Genomic DNA, 22,626 nt, shown 5'->3' on the forward strand with positions numbered 1-22,626 from the left:
AAAGATCACATCAGGATGAAGGAGGCGCGCCGCGTCTCGTCAAACTGCAGGCTATTCACTGAAAGGGCGCCAATGTCGCGCAGTAGCCCAAGAGTGTGACGCTCCCATACCTCCGAAGGCCCCGCGATATCAGTATCCACGGCATGAATGCGATACACCGGCGCGAAGTCATCCCGTTCGTCCTCGAACGGACAGTCAAGCACCCAGCGCTTTGATGCGCTATCGGTTACCAGCATCATTCGCGGCAGGTCATGGAATCCGCGATACGCCAGGATGCGGTACTGCCCAGGAAGAAGAACCATCGGAACTCTCGGCAAATTCGCGGTTCAGCGGCCGCGTCCGAACAGTACACCCCGCTTCGCCAGCAACGCCACCCGACGGCTGACCAGCGCGTGCAGCTCCGCCAGCTCCGACGCCCGGTCAGCCGTCATGTTCCCGCCAAACAGCACCCGCGACAACGCCGCCTCGTCGCTGTCGTCCGGGTGCTGCCACCGGTCCCGGTAGACCTTCTGGCACACCAGCCAGGCCAGCCGCAGCCCCCCACCGGGCAACGGACGGACCACGCGCTCGTAGACGTGCCAGAACTGGTACTCGGCCTGCAGGTCGATCACAGGCGTTACGGACGGCGCCTGCCGGGGCCGTCCCGGGCCCCGGATGCCGAACAACGGAGTTCGCGGGTTGTACTGAGCCATGCCAACAGCATGACCCAGCAACATTGTGGGAACCTTGCGTCGCTGCCAGAAAACCCCTGTTGTTTGCGCAAGGCGGGTTTGTAGGCGGGTTTTGGGGGTCAGAGCCCTTTGCCCAGCAAAGGGCTCTGACCCCACCCTCGCCGCCTCAGAAGGCCATCGAGGTACTGAACATCAGCTGTCGTGGCGCGCTGCGCTGCAGGGTCTGGTAATCCCCAGAGAACGACGAGCCGGCGATGGTGGCGGTGCCGATGTTGTGGCGGTTGAACAGGTTGCTCACGTCCAGCCGCAGCTCCAGGCCGGGCACCGCGCTGTCCGCACCGAAGCGGTAGGCGGCATAGGTGTTGACCTGCCAGAAGGTCGGCACGCGGATGTCGTTCTCGTAGGTGAAAGGCTGGCGCAGGTACGAGGTGCTGGTTGCACCAAAGCGCCAGTCACCGAAGTGCGCGGACAGGTCGCTGACCAGCGAGATCTGCGGGTAGCCCGGCTGGGCATTGCCCTTGATCGGGTACACCGTGTCGCCCACCACGAAATCACTGTCGTAGTACGAACGGGCTACGGCCACGCCCTGATAGAACTGCAGGTGGTCGGTCAGGTCGGCGGTGATGCCGAGGTCGGCACCGATCACATGCATCTTCGGCATCAGCCGAACCGTGTTGATCTGCGCGAACTGGGTACCGATGGCGGCCGACAGCAGGCGGTTGCGGATGTCGTTGTAGAACACGTCGCCGGTGATCGTCAGCCGGTCGAAGCGATGCGACGCGCCTACGGTGAGGTTCCAGTTCTTCTCCGGGCGCAGCGTGCCGGCCACGCGGTCGAACTCTTCCTGGTCGGTGATGGTCCATGCCGAGGCGGTGTAGCCGATGTTGCCGCGCTGGGCCACGCGGTAGCCGTTCATGGTGTTGGCCAGGTCGATGAAGGCGTCGGTGGATTCGGTCGGGCTCCAGAACAGCGAGACGTGCGGCAGGAAGTTGCTCTTCGCGCGCAGCGTGCCGTTCACCGGCCGGTCCTTGGCATCACCCAGGCCGCCACCGCGGGTGCGGAAGTCCACGGCCTTGAAGCCGACACCCAGCTTCAGCGTGTCGTTCAGCACGATGTCGTCCTGCAGGTAGAACTGGCGCGAGCGGGTCACCCAGCTCGATGCGTTGTCGGTCTTGAACGCGGGGCCGTACACGTCGAACGGGCCGGTGGCCTTCAGCGGCGGGCCCTCGCCCAGCAGTGGCTGCTGGTACCACTCGGTCTTGGCTGCGGCCTTGCTCTTCTCCTGCCAGAAACCGGCAGTGAAGGTGTGCGCGCCGGCCTCGAACTGCAGGTTGACCATGCCGCCCAGGCGGTTGAGGCGCGGCGTCTGTACCTGTTCGGAGAACGGTGCGCCGTTGGGCGACGGTACGGTCGGGTCCGTCAGCGTGGCCTGGGTGTGGCTGTTGGCGTTGTACAGCTGCACGTTGCCACTCAGCGCCGGGGTGATCTGGAAGCGATGGTTGATCGATGACACGCGGTCGCGGGTGGTCTGGCCGGTGTCGTACGGAATCAGTTCGGACAGCTCACCGCAGGTGTAGGCGCCGCAGGATTTGTCCGCGTTTTCCGGCGAGGCCACGTACCACGCCCACGCATAATCGGGATAGAAGATGTCGGCCTTCCAGCCCAGCTTGCGGATCATGTCGAAGGAGATGTTGTTGTAGCCCCAGACCTTGGCCTTGCTGTCGGACAGGAACACGGTGACATCGCCCCAGGCGACGTCCTGCTGCAGCTTCAGGTCGCCGCGCAGGAAGTTCTGCGTGCCCTCGCCCTGGTACTTGTCGGCGGACACGCGCTGCAGGTCGACCAGCACTTTCGGGCCATGCTCACCGAGCTGGCCGCTCTGCCCGGACACGGTGGTGACCAGCGTGTTGTTGCTGCCCACGCCCTGCTTCACGCGCAGGCTGGGCGTGTCCTGCAGCTCGCGCAGGCGGTATTCCAGGCTGCCGCCGTTGACGCTGCTGGAGAACACGCTGACCGGTGCGCCGCCAGGGCTGACCGTGATCGCGCCGATACCATCGGGCACGCCCACGTTCACCACGCTGGTGCCGGTGAGCGAGAGGAAGCCGTTGTCGTTCAGCGGCACGCCTTCGAAGGTGATGCCCATTTCATTCATGCGGAAGCCGCGCACGAACAGGCTGGTGGCGGAGATATCCAGGCCCAGTCCGTCGGTGGCGGTGTAGCTGGCGCCCGGTACCTGCTTCAGCATGGCCAGGCCGTTGTTGCCGGTGACCATCGCGTCGAGGTCTTCGGCCTTGATGATGTAGCGGTTGGGACCGACCACCTGGGTCGGTGCCACGGCCGCACCGCGCGGCGTTGCGATGACCTGCAGGGCATTGAGCGTGGTGGGCGTGTCGAGCGCGGCGTCGTGCGTTTCTGCGGCGTACGCAGGTGCGGTGATGGCCGCGATGATGGCCAGGGCGAGGCGCGTCGTGGGTGGGGTGTTCATGGGCAGATCCAGGGTGCAGGGAGAGAGCGGCGCAGGCGCACGCCCAGCGCGTTGCAGCGCCGGTGTCGGCGCCCTGGCTGGCGATGCGATTGCGTTGAGGGTGACGGCGCAGTGCGCGCCGGTCAGTGGCAGAGGAGGACGATCCTCTGCCTCAGAATTCGATGGCGTGATTTCGACGTGCGAAATTCTTGCATCGCGCTGCCGCATTCGCCATTGCGCGGTGGTACAGCACGAATGGCGATAGGGATGGGTGGGTTATACGTGGGTATAGCCCCGGCGTGGTCGGGGCCGACCTTGGTCGGCGCTTGCCGTCTGCGTGTGCCAACCAAGGTTGGCACCCACCGGGGCGGATGAGGTTGGCAGCTACCTCGACAGCTGACCGCGCGGTTACTGCAGGACGAAGCGCTCGATCGCGCGCGCCACGCCTTCATCGGCATTGCTGGTGGTTTCAAACCGCGCCACCGCCTTCACAGCATCAATGGCATTGCCCATCGCCACGCTGGTACCGGCGTACTGCAGCATGGTCAGGTCGTTTTCCTGGTCGCCGATGGCCATCACGTTGGCGCGGTCGATGCCCAGGTGCGCGGCCAGCTTCTGCAGGCTCGGTCCCTTCCCGGCGCGGCGGTCGAACACTTCCAGGAAGAACGGTGCGCTCTTCAGTACCGCGAAGCGCTCGGTCAGTTCGCTGGGCAGGCGCGCGATGGCGGTATCCAGCACGTCGGGCGCGTCGATCATCATCAGCTTGATGAAGGACATCGACGGGTCCATGTCTTCCACGCGGCGATAGGACAGCGGCATCCGCGAGAGATGCGAATCGGCCACGGTGTAGTAGCTGATGTCCTGGTTGGGCGTGTACATGCGCTGGCTGTCCAGCGCCTGGAAGTGCACGCCCAGGTCGCGGGCCACCTGCTCGCAGAACAGGAAGTCGTCGAAGCTGAGCGGATACTCGACCACGGTTTCGCGCGTGCCGATGCGCTGCACCAGGCCGCCGTTGCAGGCGATGCAGTAGTCGTCGTCGCCGGTGATGCCCAGCTCGTGCAGGAACGGTGCCAGGCCCGGAACCGGGCGCCCACTGGTCAGCACGATGTGCACCCCCAGCGCGCGCGCCTGTGCGATGGCCTGCTTGGCCCGCCCGGTGAGCGTGTGGGTGGGGTCCAGCAGGGTGCCATCCATATCAATGGCGACCAGTTCGATGGTCGATTGCCTGCGGCCCATGTCCATTGCGTTCAACTCGTGCGGGGCACACCAGTTTACTGCCTCATGCCCGGTTCACCTCTTTGCCCACGTTGGCCGGGATACTGCAGGGGCCTGTGCGTCCCCCCACCGCAGGACGGCCCGCTGACCGCCCTTCCCTGGAGAACCTTGCGACGCATGACCTACCGTGCCCCCGAAACCAACGACAGTGCGCCTCTGGCCCAGCAGATCGAGCAGATGATCGACGAGCTGCCCGGCGAACAGGTCAGCGTCGGCACCCTGCTCAGTGCGCTGGGCGATGAAGGCCTGCTGCTGATCGTGATCCTGCTCTCGGCCATCTTCATCATTCCGGTGTCGATTCCGGGGCTGAGCACCGTGTTCGGCGCCTCGATCCTGCTGATCGGCCTGAGCCGGGTGCGCAACCGCCCGCTGTGGGTGCCGCAGAAGCTGGCGCGCCGCGAGATCGCCACCGACAAGCTGAAAGCCAACCTGGGCCGTGCGCTGAAGTGGGTGCACCGCATGGAGCGGCTGTCGCGGCCGATGCGGCTGGCGGTGATGGTGCGCTCGAAGAAGATGATGCGCCTGAACAACCTGATGCTGGTGTTCGCGACCCTGCTGCTGATGGCGCCCGCCGGACCGATTCCTTTCAGCAACACGCTGCCGGCGCTGGCGCTGATGTCCTTTGCAATCGGCTTCATCCAGCGCGATGGCGCGGCGGTGGCGGCCGGTTACGGCTTCGTGGTGGCCACGGTGGTGTATTTCGGCGTGCTGCTGGGCGGCGTCGGGTTTGCTGCCGAGTCGGTGTTCAGCGGGTTCCGCAGCAGTACTGCGGAACTGTAGAGCCGAGCCCATGCTCGGCTTACGCGCGCACCGCGCGGGTTTCCGTGCACCGAACGAAGAGCAGCCGAGCATGGGCTCGGCTCTACAGAACTACTTGGCCGACACCCGCCACACCACGTCGCCCACGTCGTCGGCCACCAGCAGCGCGCCCTCTGCATCCATGGCCATCCCCACCGGCGCACCCATCAGCGTCTTCTCGTCCTTCGAGGCGAAGCCACTGACCACAGTCTGTGGCCGCCCGGTCGGCTTGCCGTCCTTGAACGGTACGTACACCACTTCGTACCCGCTCAGCGGCGAACGGTCCCAGCTGCCGTGTTCGCCGATGAAGGCACCGCCGTGGTACTGCGCCGGCAGTGCCTGGCCGGTGTAGAACAGCAGGCCCAGCGGCGCCACGTGCGAGCCGATCGCGTAGTCCGGCACGATCGCCTTGGCCACCAGGTCCGGCCGCTGCGGCTGCACGCGCTCGTCCACGTGCTGACCGTAGTAACTGTAGGGCCAACCGTAGAAACCATCTTCTTTCACCGAGGTCAGGTAATCCGGCACCAGGTCGGCACCGATCTCATCGCGTTCGTTCGCAACAGCCCACAACTTTCCGGTGCTCGGCTCCCAGTCCAGGCCGGTCGGGTTGCGGATGCCCGAGGCGAAGATGCGGCTGCCACGGGTGGCCACGTCCACTTCCAGCACCACCGCGCGGCGGTATTCGACGGCCAGGCCATTCTCGGTGATGTTGCTGTTGGAACCCACGCCCACGTACAGCTTGCGGCCATCGCGGCTGGCCAGCAGTTCCTTGGTCCAGTGGTGGTTGATGGTGCTGGGCAGGTCGGTGAACTCGCGGCCCTTGTCGGACATGCGGGTTTCGCCGGGCACGTAGTGGTACTGCATGATGTTGCCGGTGTTGGCCACGTACAGCGTGTCACCGATCAGCTGGATGCCGAACGGCGAGTGCAGGCCTTCGATGTAGACGTGCTGGGTCCAGGTGTTCGTTCCCGGCGAGCGGCGCAGCAGGGTGACCCGGTTGCCGCCCTTGCCGGCCTTGCCCGAGCGCGCCTTCACCTTGCCGGCAATCCACTGCTTGGGCGTGGTGACCGGTTCTTCGCCGGGGCCGTTGCCTTCCACCACCAGCACATCGCCGTTGGGCAGGGTCAGCAGGCGCCGCGGATGCTGCAGGTTGGCGGCGATGCGCTCGATCTTCAGGCCTTCGGCCACCGTGGGTGACTGGCCATCGGCCCAGCCCACGCCGCGTGGCACCTGCATTGGCGGCATCAGGAAGTTCTTCGGTGCCGGCAGCGGTGGCTTTGCGCCGGACTGGTCGGTGGGGTGATATTCGGCCTTGCCCGCGCAGGCCGACAGAGTGACGGCCAGTGCCAGCGCGGCGACGGTGGGCAGGATGTGCTTAGCCATGACGACCTCCCTGCAGCACCGGCGGCTGCAGTGACAGCAGGATCAGACCCAGGGCGATCAGGGCCACGGTCAGCGCCGACAGGATCGTACCCGGCACGGCAGCGGCATACGCATCGCGGCTGTGCACGAACGCGTTCCAGATGGCCAGCACCACCGCGACCAGGTTGAGGAAGAAGTCGATGCGGTCGATACGGGTGGCGGTACCGCTGCGGCGCCAGACCGCGAACAGGTTGATCAGGCGCGGAATGATGGCGATCAGCAGGCCGAAGGTGATCAGCCAGGCAGCGGCCTTGCCCCACATCACCTCGGCGCTGTTGAGATAGATCGCGTCGAAGATCAATACACCGACGAAGAAGCCGAAGGGTATCGGGTTCAACAGGCTGAACAGCGTGGTGCCGAGGCCGCGGTGGGCTTGGGCGAGCGGATTGACCATCATCGTGCTCCGACGCGGAAGGGTGCACGGGCTGTAGTAGCACAGCCAGATGTGAGGGCGCGCGATGACACCGCTTGTGTAGAGCCGAGCCCATGCTCGGCTGCTTTACACACGGGACCGTCCGATCAGCCGAGCATGGGCTCGGCTCTACAGGAATGCGCAGTCGTCATTACCCCGCGGCATAAGCGTTTGTGACGCAATCGGCACATCTGCAGATTGGGTGTGTGAAGAGGTAGGGGGTTGTTCGTTGTGTCGCGTTTGGCTCGTTGCGATGGGGCAGTTCCGCCCCGCCGTCCTGCCATGCCGATTCACAACAGAAGGATTCGTGTATGAAGCGACACACGCAACGCTCCGCGCCACCACGCTCCGCGCGCCTGGCCCTTGCCACTGCCCTGGTGCTGGGCAGCCTGGCCGTCACCGCCCAGGCCCAGCAGGCCGATCCGCTGGCCGGGCGTCAGTGGCATCTGCTCAACACCGGGCAGGCCGTACTGGGCGATACGCTGCCGGTGGCCGGCAACGATCTCAACGTGGATGGCCTGTTCCGCAATGGCATCCGTGGCCAGGGCGTCACCATCGCCATCGTCGATGACGGCCTGCAGATCGCCCACCCGGACCTGGCCGCCAACGTCGCGGCGGTCGCGGGCAAGAACTTCGCCAACCAGAGCAACAATCCCTCACCGTCCAATCCGGACCGCGACAATCACGGCACCATGGTCGGCGGTATCGCCGGTGCGGTGGGCGCCAACAACCTGGGCGTGCGCGGAGTGGCCTCAGCCGCCACACTCAAGGGCTTCAATTTCCTGGCATCCAATGCCCAGGGCAACTCGAATTCCAACATCGAGTACTCGTGGTGGGACGGCGCCGAAGTGGCCGACGTGGGGGTCTTCAACAACAGCTGGGGCTCCAGCCCGGGCAACCCCAACCTGCCGTTGGCCTACAGCCAGAACGACATCACCGCCTATGAGCAGGCCATGTCCGGCACCCGTGGCGGGCGCGGTGGCATCTACGTGAAAGCCGCCGGCAACAACCACAACAACGGCGCACGCTCGGATGGCACCGACATCTGCTCGGCAGACACCAAGAACCGCAACACGGGCTGCATTCCGGCCGGCCGCGATCCGCGCAACAACCTGTTCAACGTGATCACTGTTGCCGCCGTGCGCGCCGATGGCGTGCGCTCGTCCTACTCGTCCACCGGCTCGGCGCTGTGGGTGTCCGGCTTCGGCGGCGAGAATGGCTGGCAGCGGCAGGTCGTGCCGGGGCAGCTGGCGATCCGCTACGATCCGGCCATCCTCACCACCGACGTCACCGGCTGCGCGCAGGGCAGCAACAAGAATACGAGCCTGCGCAACACATTGGACGGCGATCAGTCCGCCATCGACAGCACCTGCAACTACACCGGCAAGATGAACGGTACCTCGGCGGCCACGCCGATGGTGTCGGGCGTGGCGGCACTGCTGCTGGAAACCAATCCAAACCTGTCCTACCGCGATGTGAAGTACATCCTGGCCACCACGGCCACCCGCAATGACCCGAACCGGGCGGCGGTCACGCACTCCGATGGCCGCGTGCTGGTGCCGGGTTGGACGGTGAATGCCGCCGGCCGCGCCTACAGCAACTGGTACGGCTTCGGCGTGGTCAACGCCGCCCGTGCAGTAGAGGTCGCCGAGAACTTCCAGTCGCTGGGTGCATTGGTGGACAGCGGCTGGCGCAACACGACGCGCACCGTAGCCATCGGCAATACCTCGGCCGCTGCTGCTCGCCTGACCTTCCAGCTGGCCAATGGCGCGCGCAACATCGAAAGCGTGCAGCTCGGCTTCCGGGTCAATCACAGCAACACCCGCCAGCTGCAGTTCGTGCTGGTCTCGCCCAGTGGCACGCGCAGCGTGGTGCAGCCGGCATTCACCGCGATCGGCTCTGGCCTCAATGGTGTCCAGCGCAACTTCACCAACTGGGACCTGCTGTCCAGCAATGCCTTCCTGGATGAGAACGCCACGGGCACCTGGACGCTGGAAGTCACCGACCTGGGGCAGGCCGCGAACGCTGCATCGCGTGGCAACCTCGAATTCTTCAAGATCCGCGTTCTGGGGCACTGATGATGAAGACGACCATTCTGTTGAGCACCCTCGCCCTCGCGGCGATGACCACCACCGCCTGGGCACAGAGTTCGGGCCAGACACCTCCGGCGAAGACCTTGTCGACCGTAGACACGCAGCAGTTGAAGGCGGAGGCCACCGGCCGTTCGTTCAATGTGGGCGGCGCGCGCTTCCAGCTGGCGCCGTCGGCAACCGTGCAGCCGGCCAGCGGCGGCCAGTTCCGGATCACGACCGGGGCTGATGCCAGCGCGGCGGCCGTCGGTACCCGCAGCAAGCGGTCCACCGATGCGTCTACCGGTGTGGCCGCACGTGCGGATGCCGGCGCCAGCAAGTTTGCGGCCGCTGTCTCCAACGATGGCGCGCCAGTGGTGGCGACCTCGCGGGTCAAGGTGTTCTTCACCGATGCGGCCTCGGCCCAGCGTGCGGCCACCGCCACCGGCGGCACCGTGGTGAAGGTATCCAAGGCCTCCGGCCGCGCGATTGTGGAGTACCCGTCGGTGAACGCGGCGCTGGATGCGACCACCAAGCTGCTGTCGACCGCCGGCATCAAGGCGGCCGAGCCGGACGTGGTGCAGTGGGAAGAAACCAAGTAAGGCGTTGAGTGGTGCCCCCGGCCGGTTGGCTCTCCTGGCCGGCCGGGGGATGGGTGTGGGGGGATGTGCCGACCAACGGTCGGCACCCACCAACAGCAGATCCAGACGTGCCAACCAAGGTTGGCACCCACCAGCGTCAGCGGGCGGCGAGTGTGTCGCTGTGTTTGCGGCTGCAGCTGGCCAGCGCGTCGTTGCCGGCGGCTGGATGAGCGGGCTCCAGCAGCAGGCGCTGCACGTCGGAGAACAGCTTGTCCACCGGCATGCCATAGGGCGCGAACAGGCGCAGGCGGCCCTGGCGGTCGAACACGTAGCCACCGGCGATGTGGCTCATGGTGTAGGTCTCCGGCACCTGGCCGGGCTCTTTCTCATAGAACGCCTTGAAGTCGCTGGCCATCGCGGCCAACTGCGCTTCGTTGCCAACCAGTGCGATCGCCTTGGGGTCGAAGGCTTCCACATAGGTGCGCGCCACCTCCGGCGTATCACGCGCCGGGTCGACGCTGACGAACACCACCTGCAGCTGGTCGGCATCCTTGCCCATCAGGTGCTTGACCTGACTCAGCTCGACCATGGTGGTCGGGCACACATCCGGGCAGCTGGTGAAACCGAAGAACAGATAGGTCACCTGCCCCTGCAGGTCCTTCGGGCCACGCACGGTGCCGTGGCTGTCGGGCATCGACCACTGCTGGCCAAGTTCTTCGCAGGCGATGTCCTTGGAGTAGAAGTCCATGCGCGACTGCGCACTGCAGCCAGCCAGCAGGCCGATGGCCAGGCCTGCCAGCAGCGGCAGGCGGAAACGGGGAGAGAACAACGAACGGACAACAGCAGCAGGACGCTTCACGGGTACCACCAACGCAGATGCGGGCGGGGTCTCGGTCAGGCCTGCCCTTGGGGGAAAAGAGGGCTGAGGTGCCGGGGTGATCGCGCGATCCGTGCCGATCACCCCGGCCACGGTCAGTTGATCATCATGTGGTAGTGCATGCTCCAGATGATCCACACCGACAACGCGACGATGATGAACAGGATCACCAGGGTGAACACGAAGCTGGCCAGGTTCCAGCCACCTTCGGACTTGCGGTCCATGTGCAGGAAATAGACCAGCTGCACCAGGATCTGCGCCACCGCGAAGCCGACCAGCAGGAACAGCGTGAGCGGACGCGACAGCACCGGGTTCATCACCAGCGCGAACGGCACCACGGTCAGCAGCGCGCACAGCACGAAGCCGATCAGGTAGGACTTGGTGGAGCCGTGCGCATTGCCGGCGCGCGAGGTTTCGACGTGGGCCATGTCAGAAGGCTCCGATCAGGTAGACGAAGGTGAAGACGCAGATCCACACCAGGTCCAGGAAGTGCCAGAACAGGCTCAGGCACGACACGCGGGTGATGTTGGTCGGGGTCAGGCCACGGCGGTAGACCTGGTGCATGACCACCGCCATCCAGATCAGGCCGCTGGCCACGTGCAGGCCGTGGGTGGCGACCAGCGCGAAGAACGCCGACAGGTAGGCACTGGTGCTGGGGCCTGCGCCTTCGTGGATCAGGTGCGAGAACTCATAGATCTCCATGCCGATGAACGAGGCACCGAGCACGAAGGTCACGCCCAGCCAGCGCAGCACCGCCGAGGTGTCGTGGCGGTGCATCGCCAGTACGGCCTGGCCGTAGGTGATGCTGGAGACCAGCAGCAGGAAGGTCTCGGCCATCACGAACGGCAGCGAGAACAGCTCCTTGCCGGTGGGGCCGCCGGCGTAGGCGGTGCTGAGCACCGCGTACGAGGCGAACAGCGAACCGAACAGCACCAGGTCGGACATGAGGTAGACCCACATGCCGAACACCTTCATGCCGCCCTGCTCGTGGCTGTGGTCGTGTTCGTGGTGGTCCTCGTGTGCCTGCGTGCCGGTGGCCAGCTCGGGGCGGGTCAACAGGTTCATGCGCGTACCTCCTTCAGCTTGGCAAGGTTGGCCGCTTCAGTGCGCGCCACCTCTTCGGAACTGACGTAGTAGTCCACGTCCTCGTCGTAGGACCGCACGATCAGGGTGACGATCATCGCGATGAAGCTGGCCGCGGCCATCCACCAGATGTGCCAGACCAGGGCGAAGCACAGCACCAGGATCCAGATGTTGAGGATCAGCGGCACGCCGGTGTTCTTCGGCATGTGGATCGGCGCGTACGTCTTCGGCGGCGGCGGCAGGCCGCGCTTCTTCGCTTCGTGGAAGGCGTCCAGCTCATCGGCCTTGGGCACCACCGCGAAGTTGTAGAACGGCGGCGGCGACGGCGTGGCCCATTCCAGCGTGCGCGCATTCCACGGGTCGCCGGTCAGGTCCAGGTTGCGCTTGCGGTCGCGAACGCTCACGTAGATCTGCACCAGCATCAGGATGATGCCCGCGAACACGAACAGCGCGCCGATGAAGGCGGCGATCAGGTACGGCGTCCACGCCGGGTTGTCGTACTGGTTCATGCGACGGGTCATGCCCATGAAGCCCAGCATGTACAGCGGCATGAAGGCCAGGTAGAAGCCGATCACCCAGCAGGCGAACGACCACTTGCCCAGGCGCTCGTTGAGGGTGAAGCCGAACACCTTCGGGAACCAGTAGGCGAAGCCGGCCAGGTAGCCGAACAGCGCGCCGCCGATGATGGTGTTATGGAAGTGCGCGACCAGGAACAGGCTGTTGTGCAGCAGGAAGTCCGCGCCCGGGATGGCCAGCAGCACGCCGGTCATGCCACCGATGGTGAAGGTGACCAGGAAGGCGATGGTCCACAGCATCGGCACGCTGAACTCGACGCGGCCGCCATACATGGTGAACAGCCAGGTGAAGATCTTCACCCCGGTGGGGATGGCGATGATCATCGTCATGATGCCGAAGAAGGCATTGACGCTGGCACCGGAGCCCATGGTGAAGAAGTGGTGCAGCCAGACGATGAACGACAGGATGCCGATCGCCAGCGTGGCGCCCACCATCGACTTGTAACCGAACAGCTTCTTGCGCGCGAACGTGGCCGTGACTTCAGAGAAGATGCCGAACGCCGGCAGCACCAGGATGTACACCTCCGGATGGCCCCAGGCCCACACCAGGTTCACGTACATCATCGGGTTGCCACCCAATGTGTTGGTGTAGAAGTTGAAGTCGAGGTAGCGATCCAGGGTGAGCGCGCCCAGCGCCACGGTCAGGATCGGGAAGGCGGCGATGATGATCACGCTGGTGACCAGCACGGTCCAGGTGAACACCGGCATCTTCATCAGGGTCATGCCCGGCGCACGCATGCGCAGGATGGTGATGAACAGGTTGACGCCGGTCAGCAAGGTGCCGATACCGGATGCCTGCAACGCCCAGATGTAGTAATCAACACCCACGCCTGGGCTGAACTCGATGCCCGACAGCGGCGGATAGGCCACCCAGCCGGTCATGGCGAATTCGCCAACGCCCAGCGAGATCATCATCAGCGCTGCGCCGACCACGAAGATCCAGAAGCTGAAGGCGTTGAGGAACGGGAACGCCATGTCGCGCGCACCAATCTGCAGCGGCACGATGATGTTCATCAGGCCGACCACGAACGGGGTGGCCACGAAGAAGATCATGATCACGCCGTGCGCGGTGAAGATCTGGTCGTAGTGCTCCGGTGGCAGGAAGCCATCACTGCCCGGCCCGGCCGCGGCCAGCTGCGCGCGCATCATCAGCGCGTCGGCGAAGCCACGCACCAGCATGACCAGCGCCACCACCACATACATGATGCCGATCTTCTTGTGGTCCACGGTGGTGAACCAGTCGCGCCACAGCGGGCCCCACAGCTTGAAGTACGTCACTGCGCCAAGCAGCGCGAGGCCACCCAGCACCATGGCCGCCAATGTGACCACGACGATCGGCTCGTGCAGCGGCACGGCCTCCCACGTCAATTTACCCAACATGTTCGTTACTCCTGGGAAACCTGAGCACCGCCGGCAGCGCCCGCCGGGGTAGCAGCAGCGGTGTTCTCACCGACGCCGATGAACTGGTCGATGACCTTCTTGAACAGCAACGGTTCAACACTGGAGAAGTGCTGCACCGGTGCGTTCTTCGACGGCGCGGCCAGCGCCTTGAACTGCGTGAAGCTGAGCGCGTCGGGCGCGCTGCGCACTTCGGCCACCCAGCGCTCGAAGTCTTCGTTGCTGCTGGCAGTGGCGATGAACTTCATGTTCGAGAAGCCATGCCCGCTGTAGTTGCCGGACATGCCACGGAACTGGCCGGGTTCGTTGGCGATCAGGTGCAGCTGCGTGCGCATGCCGGCCATCGCGTAGATCTGCCCACCCAGCTGCGGGATGAAGAAGGTATTCATCGTCGAGTTGGAGGTGATGTTGAATGCCAGCGGACGATTGGCCGGGAAGTTGAGCTGGTTGACCGTGGCGATGCCCAGGTCCGGGTACACGAACACCCACTTCCAGTCGGTGGCGATCACGTCCACGTGCAGCGGTTCGCCAGCCACGTCCAGCGGCTTGTAGGGGTCCAGCTCGTGGGTCGACTTCCACACGATCACCGCCAGCACCGCGATGATGATCAGCGGCACGCCCCAGACCACGATCTCCACCTTGGTGGAGTGCGACCAGTCCGGCGTGTATTTCGCTTTGGTGTTGCCAGCGCGGTAGCGCCACGCGAACACGAAGGTCAGCACGATGGCCGGTATCACCACGATCAGCATCAGGCCGATGCAGATCAGGATCAGGTCGCGCTGGGCGAGCCCGACCATGCCCTTCGAATCCAGCAGCACCCAGTCACAGCCCGACAGGCCGACGCAGGCCAGGGCGACCAGCGCCAGGCGGATGCGGTTCCAGCAGATATTCATTGGAGGTCAACCCTGTTGAAGAAGCGCGCTTGACCGGCTCGCCTGCGCGCAGCGCCCGGGCGTGGAGCGGCTACACTGTGGGTACGAGGTCGCCTACAAGCAGGCGAACCAATCCAATCAAGCCCATACAAGATACAGCATTGTATGGACTTGTGCATCTGCACGTATGGAAAAATCTGACCGATGACGCCACCTGCCGCCGGCCGCCGCCTGAAACGCCCCAATCGCACCTGGGTCCGCCCCTTCCGCGAGGGCGCCGGCCCGCTGTACCTGCAGATTGCCCAGCAGGTGCGCGAGGCGGTGGATGACGGCGTGCTGCGCCCGGGCGACCGCCTGCCGCCGCAGCGCGACCTGGCCCAGCAGGTGGGCGTGGACCTGACCACGGTCACCCGCGCCTTTGCCGAACTGCGCCAGGCCGGCCTGCTCGACGCGCAGGGCGCGGGCGGCACCTTCATCGCGCTGTCGGCCGGCAACCGCAGCACCTCGGTCGACCTGAGCATGAACATCCCGCCGCTGCTGGGCAGCGCGCCGTTCGCGCAGGGCATGGAAGCCGGCTTCCAGCACGTGGGCCAGCAGCTGGGCCAGGGTGAACTGATGAGCTACCACGTCGGCGCCGGTACCCGCGAGGACCGCGCCGCCGCCGTACAGTGGCTGGCACCGATCCTGGCGACGGTCGGCACCGACCAGGTAGTGATCTGCCCCGGTGCGCAGACCGCGCTGTGCGCGCTGATCCTGGCCCGCACCCAGCCAGGCGAGCTGATCGCCGCCGAGCAGCTGACCTACCCGGGCCTGCTGGCCGCCGCGCGCGTGCTGCAGCGGGGCGTGGTGCCGGTGGCGATGGACGCCGAAGGCATGCTGCCCGAGGCACTGGAAGAAGCCTGCCAGCTGCGCCGCCCGCGCCTGCTGTACCTGGTACCGACCATCCAGAACCCGACCACCGCGACGATGTCGGCACAACGCCGGCAGGCCCTGCTGGCGGTTGCCAAGCGCCACGATCTGACCGTGATCGAAGACGATCCCTACTGGTTGCTGGCCGGGGACGCCGCGCCGCCGTTGGCCGCCCATCGCGACGCCGGCTGCCCGGTCTACTACATCTCCACCCTGTCCAAGTGCCTGGCCCCGGGCCTGCGCACCGCTTACCTGGTGGTGCCGGCCGGCGAGCCGATGGAGCCGGTGCTGGACGCCCTGCGCGCGATCGCACTGATGCCGACCCAGTCGATGGTGGCGGTGGCCTCGCAGTGGATCCGCAGTGGCCAGGCCCAGGACATGGTGCAGCGCTTCCAGCAGGAACTGCGCGAGCGCCAGGCCATTGCCGCGCAGTACCTGCCGTCCCGTGCCCAGGCGCATCCGGCCGGCCTGCATGTGTGGCTGCCGCTGCCGCCACGGCTTGACCAGTACCGGCTGATCCAGGCCGCGCAGGAACAGGGCCTGGGCATCGCCAGTTCCGACGCCTTCAGCGTGGAAGAACCGCCGCCGGGCAACGCCATCCGACTGTCGCTGGGCGGCGCGGTCGACCAAGGCGCGCTGGCCGGGGCGCTGGCCAAGCTGAACGAGATCCTGTCTGAAGCCCCCGAGGCCCGGCACAGCGCCATCGTCTGAGTCGTCCACGTGGCACGACATCCATACAAGATGATATTTTGTATGCAATGTATGGATGAAGGGACGTGCATCGATGCGCGCCGAGAAACTGAAGTTCCACCTGGTGATGGCCGGTTGCGGCGGCTTTGTCGTGCTGATGCTGGCCGCGCTGGCCTGGGTCTGCCTGCAGCCACAGACCGTGGACGTACAGGCCGCCGAACGCCATGCCATCGAGCAGTGCCTGCAGCGCAGCGAGGATCCGTCGCGTAGCGAGATCCAGCGTCGCGCGCAGGCCGATTCCTGCCGCGAGATGCGCAAGCAGTACGTGCACAAGTTCGGCCGGGAAGACTCCTGATGGGCGCAGCCGCGCCGCGCCGCCGCTGGCTGCTGCCGACGATGATCGCCCTCGCCTGCCTGTTCATGGCCGGCGTGGCGGCTGCACTGTGGCAGTACTTCGGTTACAGCGCGCAGTCCACGTTCACCGAACAGGCCATCGTCTTCGACGACTCGCAGCTGCGCCTGCCGGCCGATCTGGCCGGAGATACCGGCCGCATCCGCGTGGTGCATTTCTGGGACCCGGCCTGCGGGGTGTGCAACCGCGAGACCGGTGCCCACCTGAGCTACCTGATCAGCATGTACCGCCGCGCCGGCATCGACTTCTACGCGATCCGTCGCCCTGGCACGCAGGGCGAACTGCCCGAGCCGCTGCGCAACAAGGTGATCAACCTGCCGTCCATCGACGGCATCGAGCACATCCCGGCCAGCCCTGCGGTGGCGATCTGGGACCGGCAGGGCCATCTGGCCTACGCCGGCCCGTACAGCATCGGCATGGTCTGCAACTCGGCCAACAGTTTCGTCGAACCGCTGCTGGACAGACTGGTGCGCGGCGAAACCGTGCGCCCCAAGGGACTGCTTGCCGTGGGCTGCTACTGCCCCTGGCAGGCCAAGCGCTGAGGACGCGCAATGACATCACTGGCTCTGGGTGGCGCGACCGCCGCAAACAACAACGGCGGTCACCTGTCCGAACCGACCGATGGTTATGGACAGGCTCCCGCCGTTGGAAGCAACGATACGCCCCGACATGCTCCGTACATGCCGCGACCGGATGTCGCAGCGCGCGAGTGGGTGCAGGACGTGCTCGCGCACAGCGGTCCGATCTACCTGCGCATCGTCAATTCGCTGGAACGCACGGTGCGCCGTGGTGGTCTGGCACCGGGACAGCGCCTGCCCTCGCAGCGCGCGTTGGCGCAGCAGCTGGGCATCGACCTGACCACGGTCACCCGCGCCTTCGATGAAGCACGCAAGCGTGGCCTGATCGAAGCGCGTGGACCACAGGGCAGCTTCATCGCACCGCCCAAGGCCGGCTTCGACCAGGCGGTGGACCTGAGCATGAACGTGCCGCCGGTGCCTGATGCCGACGCGCTGGCGGAGACGCTGCGTCGCGGCGCCGCCGCCGTGCTTGCGCGCAGCAACGCACCGAACCTGATGACCTATCACCTGGGGGGCGGCAACCCCACTGATCGCCATGCCGCGGCGCGCTGGCTGCAGCCGATGCTGGGCGTCGTGGCTGACAACTGCCTGCTGCTGACCGAAGGCGCACAGGTGGCACTGGCCGCGATCCTGGTCAGCCAGGGCCGCGATGGCGACGCAATCCTGTGCGACACGCTGGTCTACCCGGGGCTGCTGCAGGCCGCGGGGGCGCTTGGCCGGCGGCTGGTTCCGGTGGAAGGCGACGAGCACGGCATGTGCCCCGAGGCGCTGGTGCGGCAGGCACGCGAAGGTGGCGCGCGGCTGGTCTATCTCAACCCCACCTGCCAGAACCCGACCGCACTGACATTGCCGTTGCAGCGGCGCGAAGCGCTGGCACGCATATTGGAAAGCGAGGGCCTGCTGGCGATCGAAGATGATCCGTACTGGCATCTTGCCGAAGAGGCACCGATACCGCTGGCAACGCTGGCACCGCGCCATGTGTTCTATGTGGCGACGCTGTCGAAGGTGATCAGCCCTGGCCTGCGCACCGCGTTCGTGCAGTGCCCGAACGCTGCGCACGCCGAGGCAATGGCATCGGCCCTACGCGCCACCCGGCTGATGGGGCACCCGTTGGTCTCAGCGCTGGCCAGCCAGCTGCTGCTGGATGGTTCGGCACAGTCACTGCTGGCGCAGGTGCGCACCGAGGCCCGCGAGCGCATGCGCATGGCGCGCTACCTGCTGGCGCCGTCGCTGCTGCTACGCGCCGAAGGCCTGCATGCCTGGTGTCGGGTGCCGGCACCATGGACCGACGCCACGCTGGTGCGTACCGCGCAGTTGCAGGGGCTGGCCATCGCTCCTTCATCGGCGTTTTGCCCGCCCGGGGTGCAGCGTCAGAACGGCGTGCGGTTGTCGCTGGGGCTGGCAGCGGATCGCCGGCAGCTGGAGAGCGCGTTGCGGCGGATTGACCGGTTGTTGTTGTCCGATGCGTTACCGGCGATCGAGCGGTAGGCGGAGAGCATCCACGCAGGGCGTGGATCTACGGGATCCGCTTCGGTAGATGCCAACCTTGATTGGCAATGTCCGTGCACGCCATGCGTGGATAGGGTGTGCCGACCAACGGTCGGCACCCACCAGGCTGGAGAAGAGCGGTAGCGCCGGGCCCTGCCCGGCGGACGATTCCCCGGCACGGTCGGAATGTGCCAACCAAGGTTGGCACCTACCCAAGCAGGGTCAGGCCAGGGCGGAGAGCGCCTGCACCAGCGCATCCATCTGCTGCGGCCGGGTGAACACCGACGGCGTCACCCGCACGCAGGCGCCGGAGTCCAACCCGTCGCGATGCGTGGTGAACACGCGATGCTCGTCCAGCAGGCGCTTCTGCAGCGCCATGTTGTCTGCCACGTTGGTGCGCCCACGCAGACGGAAGCTGGCCAAGGCGCTGGCCAGCGCCGGATCGGGCGAAGACAGCACTTCGATATGCGCCATCTGCCGTGCCGGCAGCGTCCAGCGCTCGCGCAGGTAGCGCAGGCGCGCCTGCTTGTTGGCCACGCCGATGCGCTGGTGCAGCGCGATCGCTTCCGGCAGTGCCAGGTAGGCGGCGAAGTTGACCGTGCCGGTGTGTACGCGACTGCCCACGCGGCCGTCGTCGGTCTCGCCCATGTACGGGTCGAGGTCCGCAACGCGGCCCCTGCGCACGTACATCGCGCCGACGCCGACCGGCGCACCGATCCATTTGTGCAGGTTGATGCCAACGAAATCGGCCTTCAGCTGTGGCACCGCGTAGTCGATCTGGCCAAACCCATGCGCAGCATCGACGATCACATCGATACCGCGTGCGCGCGCACGCTCGGCAATCTCGGCCACCGGCAGCACCAGCCCGTGGCGATGGCTGACCTGGGTCAGCAGCACCAGTTTCAGACGTGGCAGCCGCGCGAACGCGGCCTCGTAGGCCTGCAGGATCTGCGCGTGGTCGGGCACCGCCGGCAGCCCGATGCGCTCGACTCGCACGCCACGGCGCTGCTGCAGCCAGCGCATCGCGCCGATCATGCTGTCGTAGTCGATGTCGGCATACAGCACCTGGTCGCCGGGCTGCAGGCGGTTGTAGCCGCCAATCAACGCCAGCATCGCCTCGGTGGCGCCCCGAGTCAGTGCGATCTCATCCGCACCCACACCCAGCAGCTCGGCCACCTGCCGCTGTACTGCCAGGTACTGCGCCGGGAATTCACGGCGGCCGTACCAGGCGTTGCCACGGTTCACTTCAGCGGTGTGGCGCTGGTAACTGGCCAGCGTCTCAAGCCCCATCGCGCCCCAGTAGCCGTTCTCCAGATGGTTCACTTCGTCGGTGATGTCGAAGTGGCTGGCCACGGCGGTCCAGTAGTTTTCATCGCGGGCCAGCACGTCCGGCGCCACGGTCGTTGCGGGAATCTGCATGGGTGCAGCGTAACGCGCGGCAGCCGTGGCGGGCAGTGAAGACAGTGCAGCTGCAGCCGGCAGCAAGGTGCCTGCACGCAGAAGGGAACGGCGGGCCGGGTCCATCAGAAGCTCAGCCGGTACTGCGCGTACAGATTGGCACCGTCGGTGTCGTACGGCGCGTTGCGCGAGTAGATCAGGCCGCGGCTGGCCTGGAACGTGGCCTCATCCGGGTAGCGGTCGAACACGTTGTCGGCACCCACGCGCAGGCTGTGATGTTCGTTGATGCGATAGCCAACAGCCAGATCGAGGAAGCTCATCGCGCCGAAGCGCTGGTAGATGTCGCCCACTGCATTGCCGCTGGAGTCGGTCCAGGCACCGTAGTAGCGCATGCGCGCCATCAGCGACCAGGCGCCGATGTCCCAGCTGCCGGTCAGGCTGCCCTTGTGCTCGGGCAGGCGGTCTTCGAACAGCACGCGCTGGGTTTCGTTGGTCGCCACCGAGGTGCTGCCGTTGTCCACGCGGGTGCGGTTGTAGTTGTAGGCCAGGGTCAGCGTCATGCGGCCTGCGCCGAGGTCGCGCAGGTAATTGCCGACCACGTCGACGCCGGTGGTGGTGGTGTCGAAGTCGTTGGTGAAGTAGTTCACCGAGGTATAGCCCAGCGGATTGGGCGTACCGGCCGGAATGGCGAAGCTGGCCGACTGGCTGAAGCGGTCGGTGAGCCTGATCTGGTAGACATCCACCGAACCGGACAGGCCCAGGTCGGTGCGCCAGGTCAGGCCCAGCGAGGCGGTGCGCGATTCTTCGGGCTTCAGCGGCCTGGCACCGAGCAGCTGCGCCAGTGGATCGTTCGGCGACAGGCGGCCACTGGTGAAGATCTGCAGGGTGCGCGTGTCCAGGCCCTGGGTGGTACTGGTGGTGTTGAGCTGCGCCGGCGTCGGTGCACGGAAGCCGGTGGACACGGTACCGCGCAGGGCTACGTCCGGCGTGATCGCGAAGCGCGCCGACAGCTTGCCGTCCAGCGTGCTGCCGAAGCTGGAGAAGTCCTCGTAGCGGCTGGCCGCACCGATGCTCCAGCGCTCGCCCAGCGGCACTTCCATATCCACGTAGGCGGCCTTGCTGCGCTGGCTCCACTGCCCGGCCTGGCTGGCGGAGAAGCCCGGCGCGCCGTTGGAGTTGGCTTCCAGGCCCGCGACCGCGCCCGGGCCCACCGCGTACGAGGCCGGATCACCGGCGCGCACCTGGTAGGTCTCCTGGCGGAACTCGCCGCCGAAGGCGACGTTGATCGGCTTGGACAGCGCGCCCACCTCCCACTCGTAGTTGACGTCGGCGTTGGCGTTCTTCTCGGTCTGGGTCAGGCGGCCGAGATCGAACGCGGTCGGGCTGGCCGGACCCAGCGAGGCATTGATCGAGTTCTTCAGGCTGTAGTCGATGGCGTTGCGACCATACGAAGCACTGACATCCCAGCGCAGCTTGGGCGTGATCTCACCGCGCAGGCCGCCGACCAGCTGCAGATCGTTCTGGACGTTGCCGTACTGCGGGCTGAAGCCCACCGGGTACAGCGAACGCAGGTTCCAGCCCGGGAAAATGGCGGTGGTGCGGTAGGCGCCGGTGGTGGTGTCCGGGTTGCGCCAGTTGAAATCGCTGACGCCATCACTGTGGCTGTAAAGACCGAACGCGTACAGCTCCAGCGTCTCGCTGGCGTTGGCCTTCACGTTGAAGCCAACGCGGCGGCTTTCCAGGTCCGGCTGGCCCCAGCGCTGCACCGGGTTGGGCACGTCCAGCTCCGGATGGGCCGCCTGGAAGGCGATGGCATCGGGGCGCTGGCGGGTGCGCGAGGTGGCGTCGGAGTTGGACGACTCAGCGAACAGCACCAGGCTGCCATAGTCGCCCAGCGACCAGCCGGTGCGCGCACTGAAGTCGCGCGAGGCACCGTCCCCCTGCGCGTACTGCGAATAGCCGGCGGTGATCTCGGTGCCCGGACCATCCTCGAGGATGATGTTGATGACACCGGCGATGGCGTCCGAGCCGTACTGCGCAGACGCACCATCACGCAGTACCTCGATGCGCTTGATTGCACTGGTCGGAATCTGCGCCAGGTCGGCGGCCTGCGCGCCACGGTTGCCGAGCAGCGCGCTGCGGTGGAAGCGACGACCGTTGACCAGCACCAGGGTCTGGTCCGGCGACAGGCCACGCAGGGTGGCCGGACGCACGAACACCTGCCCGTCGGCCATCGGCAGGCGCTGCACCACGAACGACGGCACCAGCTGCGCCAGCACGTCCTTCAGGTCGGTGGATTCAACGGACGTGATGTCTTCCTTGGTGAACACGTCTACCGGCGCCAGCGTTTCGAACTGGGTGCGGTTGGAGGCACGGGTACCGGTGACCAGCATCGCATCGAGCTGGGTGGGCACGGCACGGCTACCGCCTGCGGCGTCGATCGCATCGGCCTCCGCTGCGATCGCGCCTCCTGCGCTGGCCATGGAAAGGGCAAGGAGGATGGAACGCGAAAGCTTCGAACGATGCACAGCAGGGCTCCGGGAGGACGCGACAGGGCCAGCACCTGTGCGGACACAACAGGCCTGGACAAGGCGCGCAGTCTCGGCCCGATGTGTGAAGGAGGCATGACGTCAGTACGACAGCTTGATGCCGCA

Annotated in this window: 20 protein-coding genes; 7 read left to right on the plus strand and 13 right to left on the minus strand. The window is 66.1% G+C overall.

Features of this window, described 5'->3' with window-relative positions; all coding sequences use genetic code 11:
- Positions 1 to 5: 5 nt before the first annotated feature.
- The 4 genes from ARC63_RS15520 to yidA all read right to left on the minus strand — a co-directional run bounded on the left by ARC63_RS15520 (position 6) and on the right by yidA (position 4,377).
- On the minus strand, positions 6 to 302 hold the full coding sequence (locus ARC63_RS15520) for a hypothetical protein (protein WP_057503746.1): 297 nt from the start codon (positions 300 to 302) through the stop codon (positions 6 to 8).
- A 24-nt stretch (positions 303 to 326) separates the two neighbouring features.
- Positions 327 to 716 (minus strand): hypothetical protein, encoded by a 390-nt coding sequence (locus ARC63_RS15525; protein ID WP_057503747.1) that lies wholly within the window; start codon positions 714 to 716, stop codon positions 327 to 329.
- Positions 717 to 837: 121 nt separating this feature from the next.
- Complete coding sequence (locus ARC63_RS15530) at positions 838 to 3,156, minus strand: TonB-dependent receptor (RefSeq protein WP_057503748.1); 2,319 nt, start codon at positions 3,154 to 3,156, stop codon at positions 838 to 840.
- A 387-nt stretch (positions 3,157 to 3,543) separates the two neighbouring features.
- Positions 3,544 to 4,377 (minus strand): sugar-phosphatase, encoded by an 834-nt coding sequence (gene yidA, locus ARC63_RS15535; protein WP_057503749.1) that lies wholly within the window; start codon positions 4,375 to 4,377, stop codon positions 3,544 to 3,546.
- Between the two features lie 150 nt (positions 4,378 to 4,527).
- Here yidA and ARC63_RS15540 point away from each other — a divergent pair, with 150 nt between their 5' ends.
- The gene (locus tag ARC63_RS15540) at positions 4,528 to 5,190 is read left to right on the plus strand and encodes an exopolysaccharide biosynthesis protein (RefSeq protein WP_010482104.1); all 663 of its coding nucleotides are present in this window, start codon (positions 4,528 to 4,530) and stop codon (positions 5,188 to 5,190) included.
- 90 nt (positions 5,191 to 5,280) lie between these two features.
- Here the strand turns inward: ARC63_RS15540 and ARC63_RS15545 are convergent, their stop codons facing one another.
- Positions 5,281 to 6,591 (minus strand): PQQ-dependent sugar dehydrogenase, encoded by a 1,311-nt coding sequence (locus ARC63_RS15545; RefSeq protein ID WP_057503750.1) that lies wholly within the window; start codon positions 6,589 to 6,591, stop codon positions 5,281 to 5,283.
- The gene (locus ARC63_RS15550; protein WP_057503751.1) at positions 6,584 to 7,024 is read right to left on the minus strand and encodes a DUF2231 domain-containing protein; all 441 of its coding nucleotides are present in this window, start codon (positions 7,022 to 7,024) and stop codon (positions 6,584 to 6,586) included. The genes ARC63_RS15545 and ARC63_RS15550 overlap by 8 nt, the downstream gene beginning before the upstream one ends.
- Positions 7,025 to 7,353: 329 nt before the next feature.
- Here ARC63_RS15550 and ARC63_RS15555 point away from each other — a divergent pair, with 329 nt between their 5' ends.
- Both ARC63_RS15555 and ARC63_RS15560 read left to right on the plus strand, forming a co-directional pair.
- Positions 7,354 to 9,120, plus strand: coding sequence for a S8 family serine peptidase (locus ARC63_RS15555; protein WP_010482107.1), 1,767 nt, complete (start codon positions 7,354 to 7,356; stop codon positions 9,118 to 9,120).
- Positions 9,120 to 9,713 carry a S8 family serine peptidase gene (locus ARC63_RS15560; protein WP_043401240.1) on the plus strand — a complete coding sequence of 198 codons (594 nt, stop codon included), beginning with the start codon at positions 9,120 to 9,122 and terminating at the stop codon, positions 9,711 to 9,713. The genes ARC63_RS15555 and ARC63_RS15560 overlap by 1 nt, the downstream gene beginning before the upstream one ends.
- 136 nt (positions 9,714 to 9,849) lie before the next feature.
- Here ARC63_RS15560 and ARC63_RS15565 read toward each other — a convergent pair whose 3' ends face one another.
- The 5 genes from ARC63_RS15565 to cyoA all read right to left on the minus strand — a co-directional run bounded on the left by ARC63_RS15565 (position 9,850) and on the right by cyoA (position 14,518).
- A complete protein-coding gene (locus ARC63_RS15565) occupies positions 9,850 to 10,521 on the minus strand; it encodes an SCO family protein (protein ID WP_010482109.1) in 672 nt (223 codons plus the stop codon).
- Positions 10,522 to 10,664: 143 nt separating this feature from the next.
- Positions 10,665 to 10,997, minus strand: a complete 333-nt coding sequence (cyoD, locus tag ARC63_RS15570; protein ID WP_005411473.1) for a cytochrome o ubiquinol oxidase subunit IV — start codon at positions 10,995 to 10,997, stop codon at positions 10,665 to 10,667.
- A 1-nt stretch (position 10,998) separates the two neighbouring features.
- The gene (cyoC, locus tag ARC63_RS15575; RefSeq protein ID WP_010482111.1) at positions 10,999 to 11,634 is read right to left on the minus strand and encodes a cytochrome o ubiquinol oxidase subunit III; all 636 of its coding nucleotides are present in this window, start codon (positions 11,632 to 11,634) and stop codon (positions 10,999 to 11,001) included.
- The gene (gene cyoB, locus ARC63_RS15580; protein ID WP_010482112.1) at positions 11,631 to 13,607 is read right to left on the minus strand and encodes a cytochrome o ubiquinol oxidase subunit I; all 1,977 of its coding nucleotides are present in this window, start codon (positions 13,605 to 13,607) and stop codon (positions 11,631 to 11,633) included. The genes cyoC and cyoB overlap by 4 nt, the downstream gene beginning before the upstream one ends.
- 5 nt (positions 13,608 to 13,612) lie before the next feature.
- A complete protein-coding gene (gene cyoA, locus ARC63_RS15585) occupies positions 13,613 to 14,518 on the minus strand; it encodes a ubiquinol oxidase subunit II (protein WP_010482114.1) in 906 nt (301 codons plus the stop codon).
- Between the two features lie 183 nt (positions 14,519 to 14,701).
- Between cyoA and ARC63_RS15590 the strand changes: the two genes are divergently transcribed.
- From ARC63_RS15590 to ARC63_RS15605, 4 genes are read left to right on the plus strand one after another with little or no spacing between them, the layout of a single operon-like run.
- Positions 14,702 to 16,117, plus strand: a complete 1,416-nt coding sequence (locus ARC63_RS15590) for an aminotransferase-like domain-containing protein (RefSeq protein WP_057503752.1) — start codon at positions 14,702 to 14,704, stop codon at positions 16,115 to 16,117.
- A gap of 55 nt (positions 16,118 to 16,172) precedes the next feature.
- Positions 16,173 to 16,451 carry a hypothetical protein gene (locus ARC63_RS15595; protein WP_019336318.1) on the plus strand — a complete coding sequence of 93 codons (279 nt, stop codon included), beginning with the start codon at positions 16,173 to 16,175 and terminating at the stop codon, positions 16,449 to 16,451.
- A complete protein-coding gene (locus ARC63_RS15600; RefSeq protein ID WP_010482120.1) occupies positions 16,451 to 17,050 on the plus strand; it encodes a DUF6436 domain-containing protein in 600 nt (199 codons plus the stop codon). The genes ARC63_RS15595 and ARC63_RS15600 overlap by 1 nt, the downstream gene beginning before the upstream one ends.
- Positions 17,051 to 17,059: 9 nt before the next feature.
- Positions 17,060 to 18,574 carry an aminotransferase-like domain-containing protein gene (locus tag ARC63_RS15605; RefSeq protein WP_057503753.1) on the plus strand — a complete coding sequence of 505 codons (1,515 nt, stop codon included), beginning with the start codon at positions 17,060 to 17,062 and terminating at the stop codon, positions 18,572 to 18,574.
- Positions 18,575 to 18,796: 222 nt separating this feature from the next.
- Here the strand turns inward: ARC63_RS15605 and ARC63_RS15610 are convergent, their stop codons facing one another.
- Both ARC63_RS15610 and ARC63_RS15615 read right to left on the minus strand, forming a co-directional pair.
- Complete coding sequence (locus ARC63_RS15610) at positions 18,797 to 20,098, minus strand: aminotransferase class V-fold PLP-dependent enzyme (protein ID WP_057503754.1); 1,302 nt, start codon at positions 20,096 to 20,098, stop codon at positions 18,797 to 18,799.
- Positions 20,098 to 22,500 carry a TonB-dependent receptor plug domain-containing protein gene (locus ARC63_RS15615; RefSeq protein ID WP_082587889.1) on the minus strand — a complete coding sequence of 801 codons (2,403 nt, stop codon included), beginning with the start codon at positions 22,498 to 22,500 and terminating at the stop codon, positions 20,098 to 20,100. The genes ARC63_RS15610 and ARC63_RS15615 overlap by 1 nt, the downstream gene beginning before the upstream one ends.
- Positions 22,501 to 22,626 lie beyond the last annotated feature (126 nt).

Origin of the sequence: Stenotrophomonas geniculata ATCC 19374 = JCM 13324 (assembly GCF_001431625.1) — a bacterium.
In the GTDB taxonomy this organism is placed as follows: domain Bacteria; phylum Pseudomonadota; class Gammaproteobacteria; order Xanthomonadales; family Xanthomonadaceae; genus Stenotrophomonas; species Stenotrophomonas geniculata.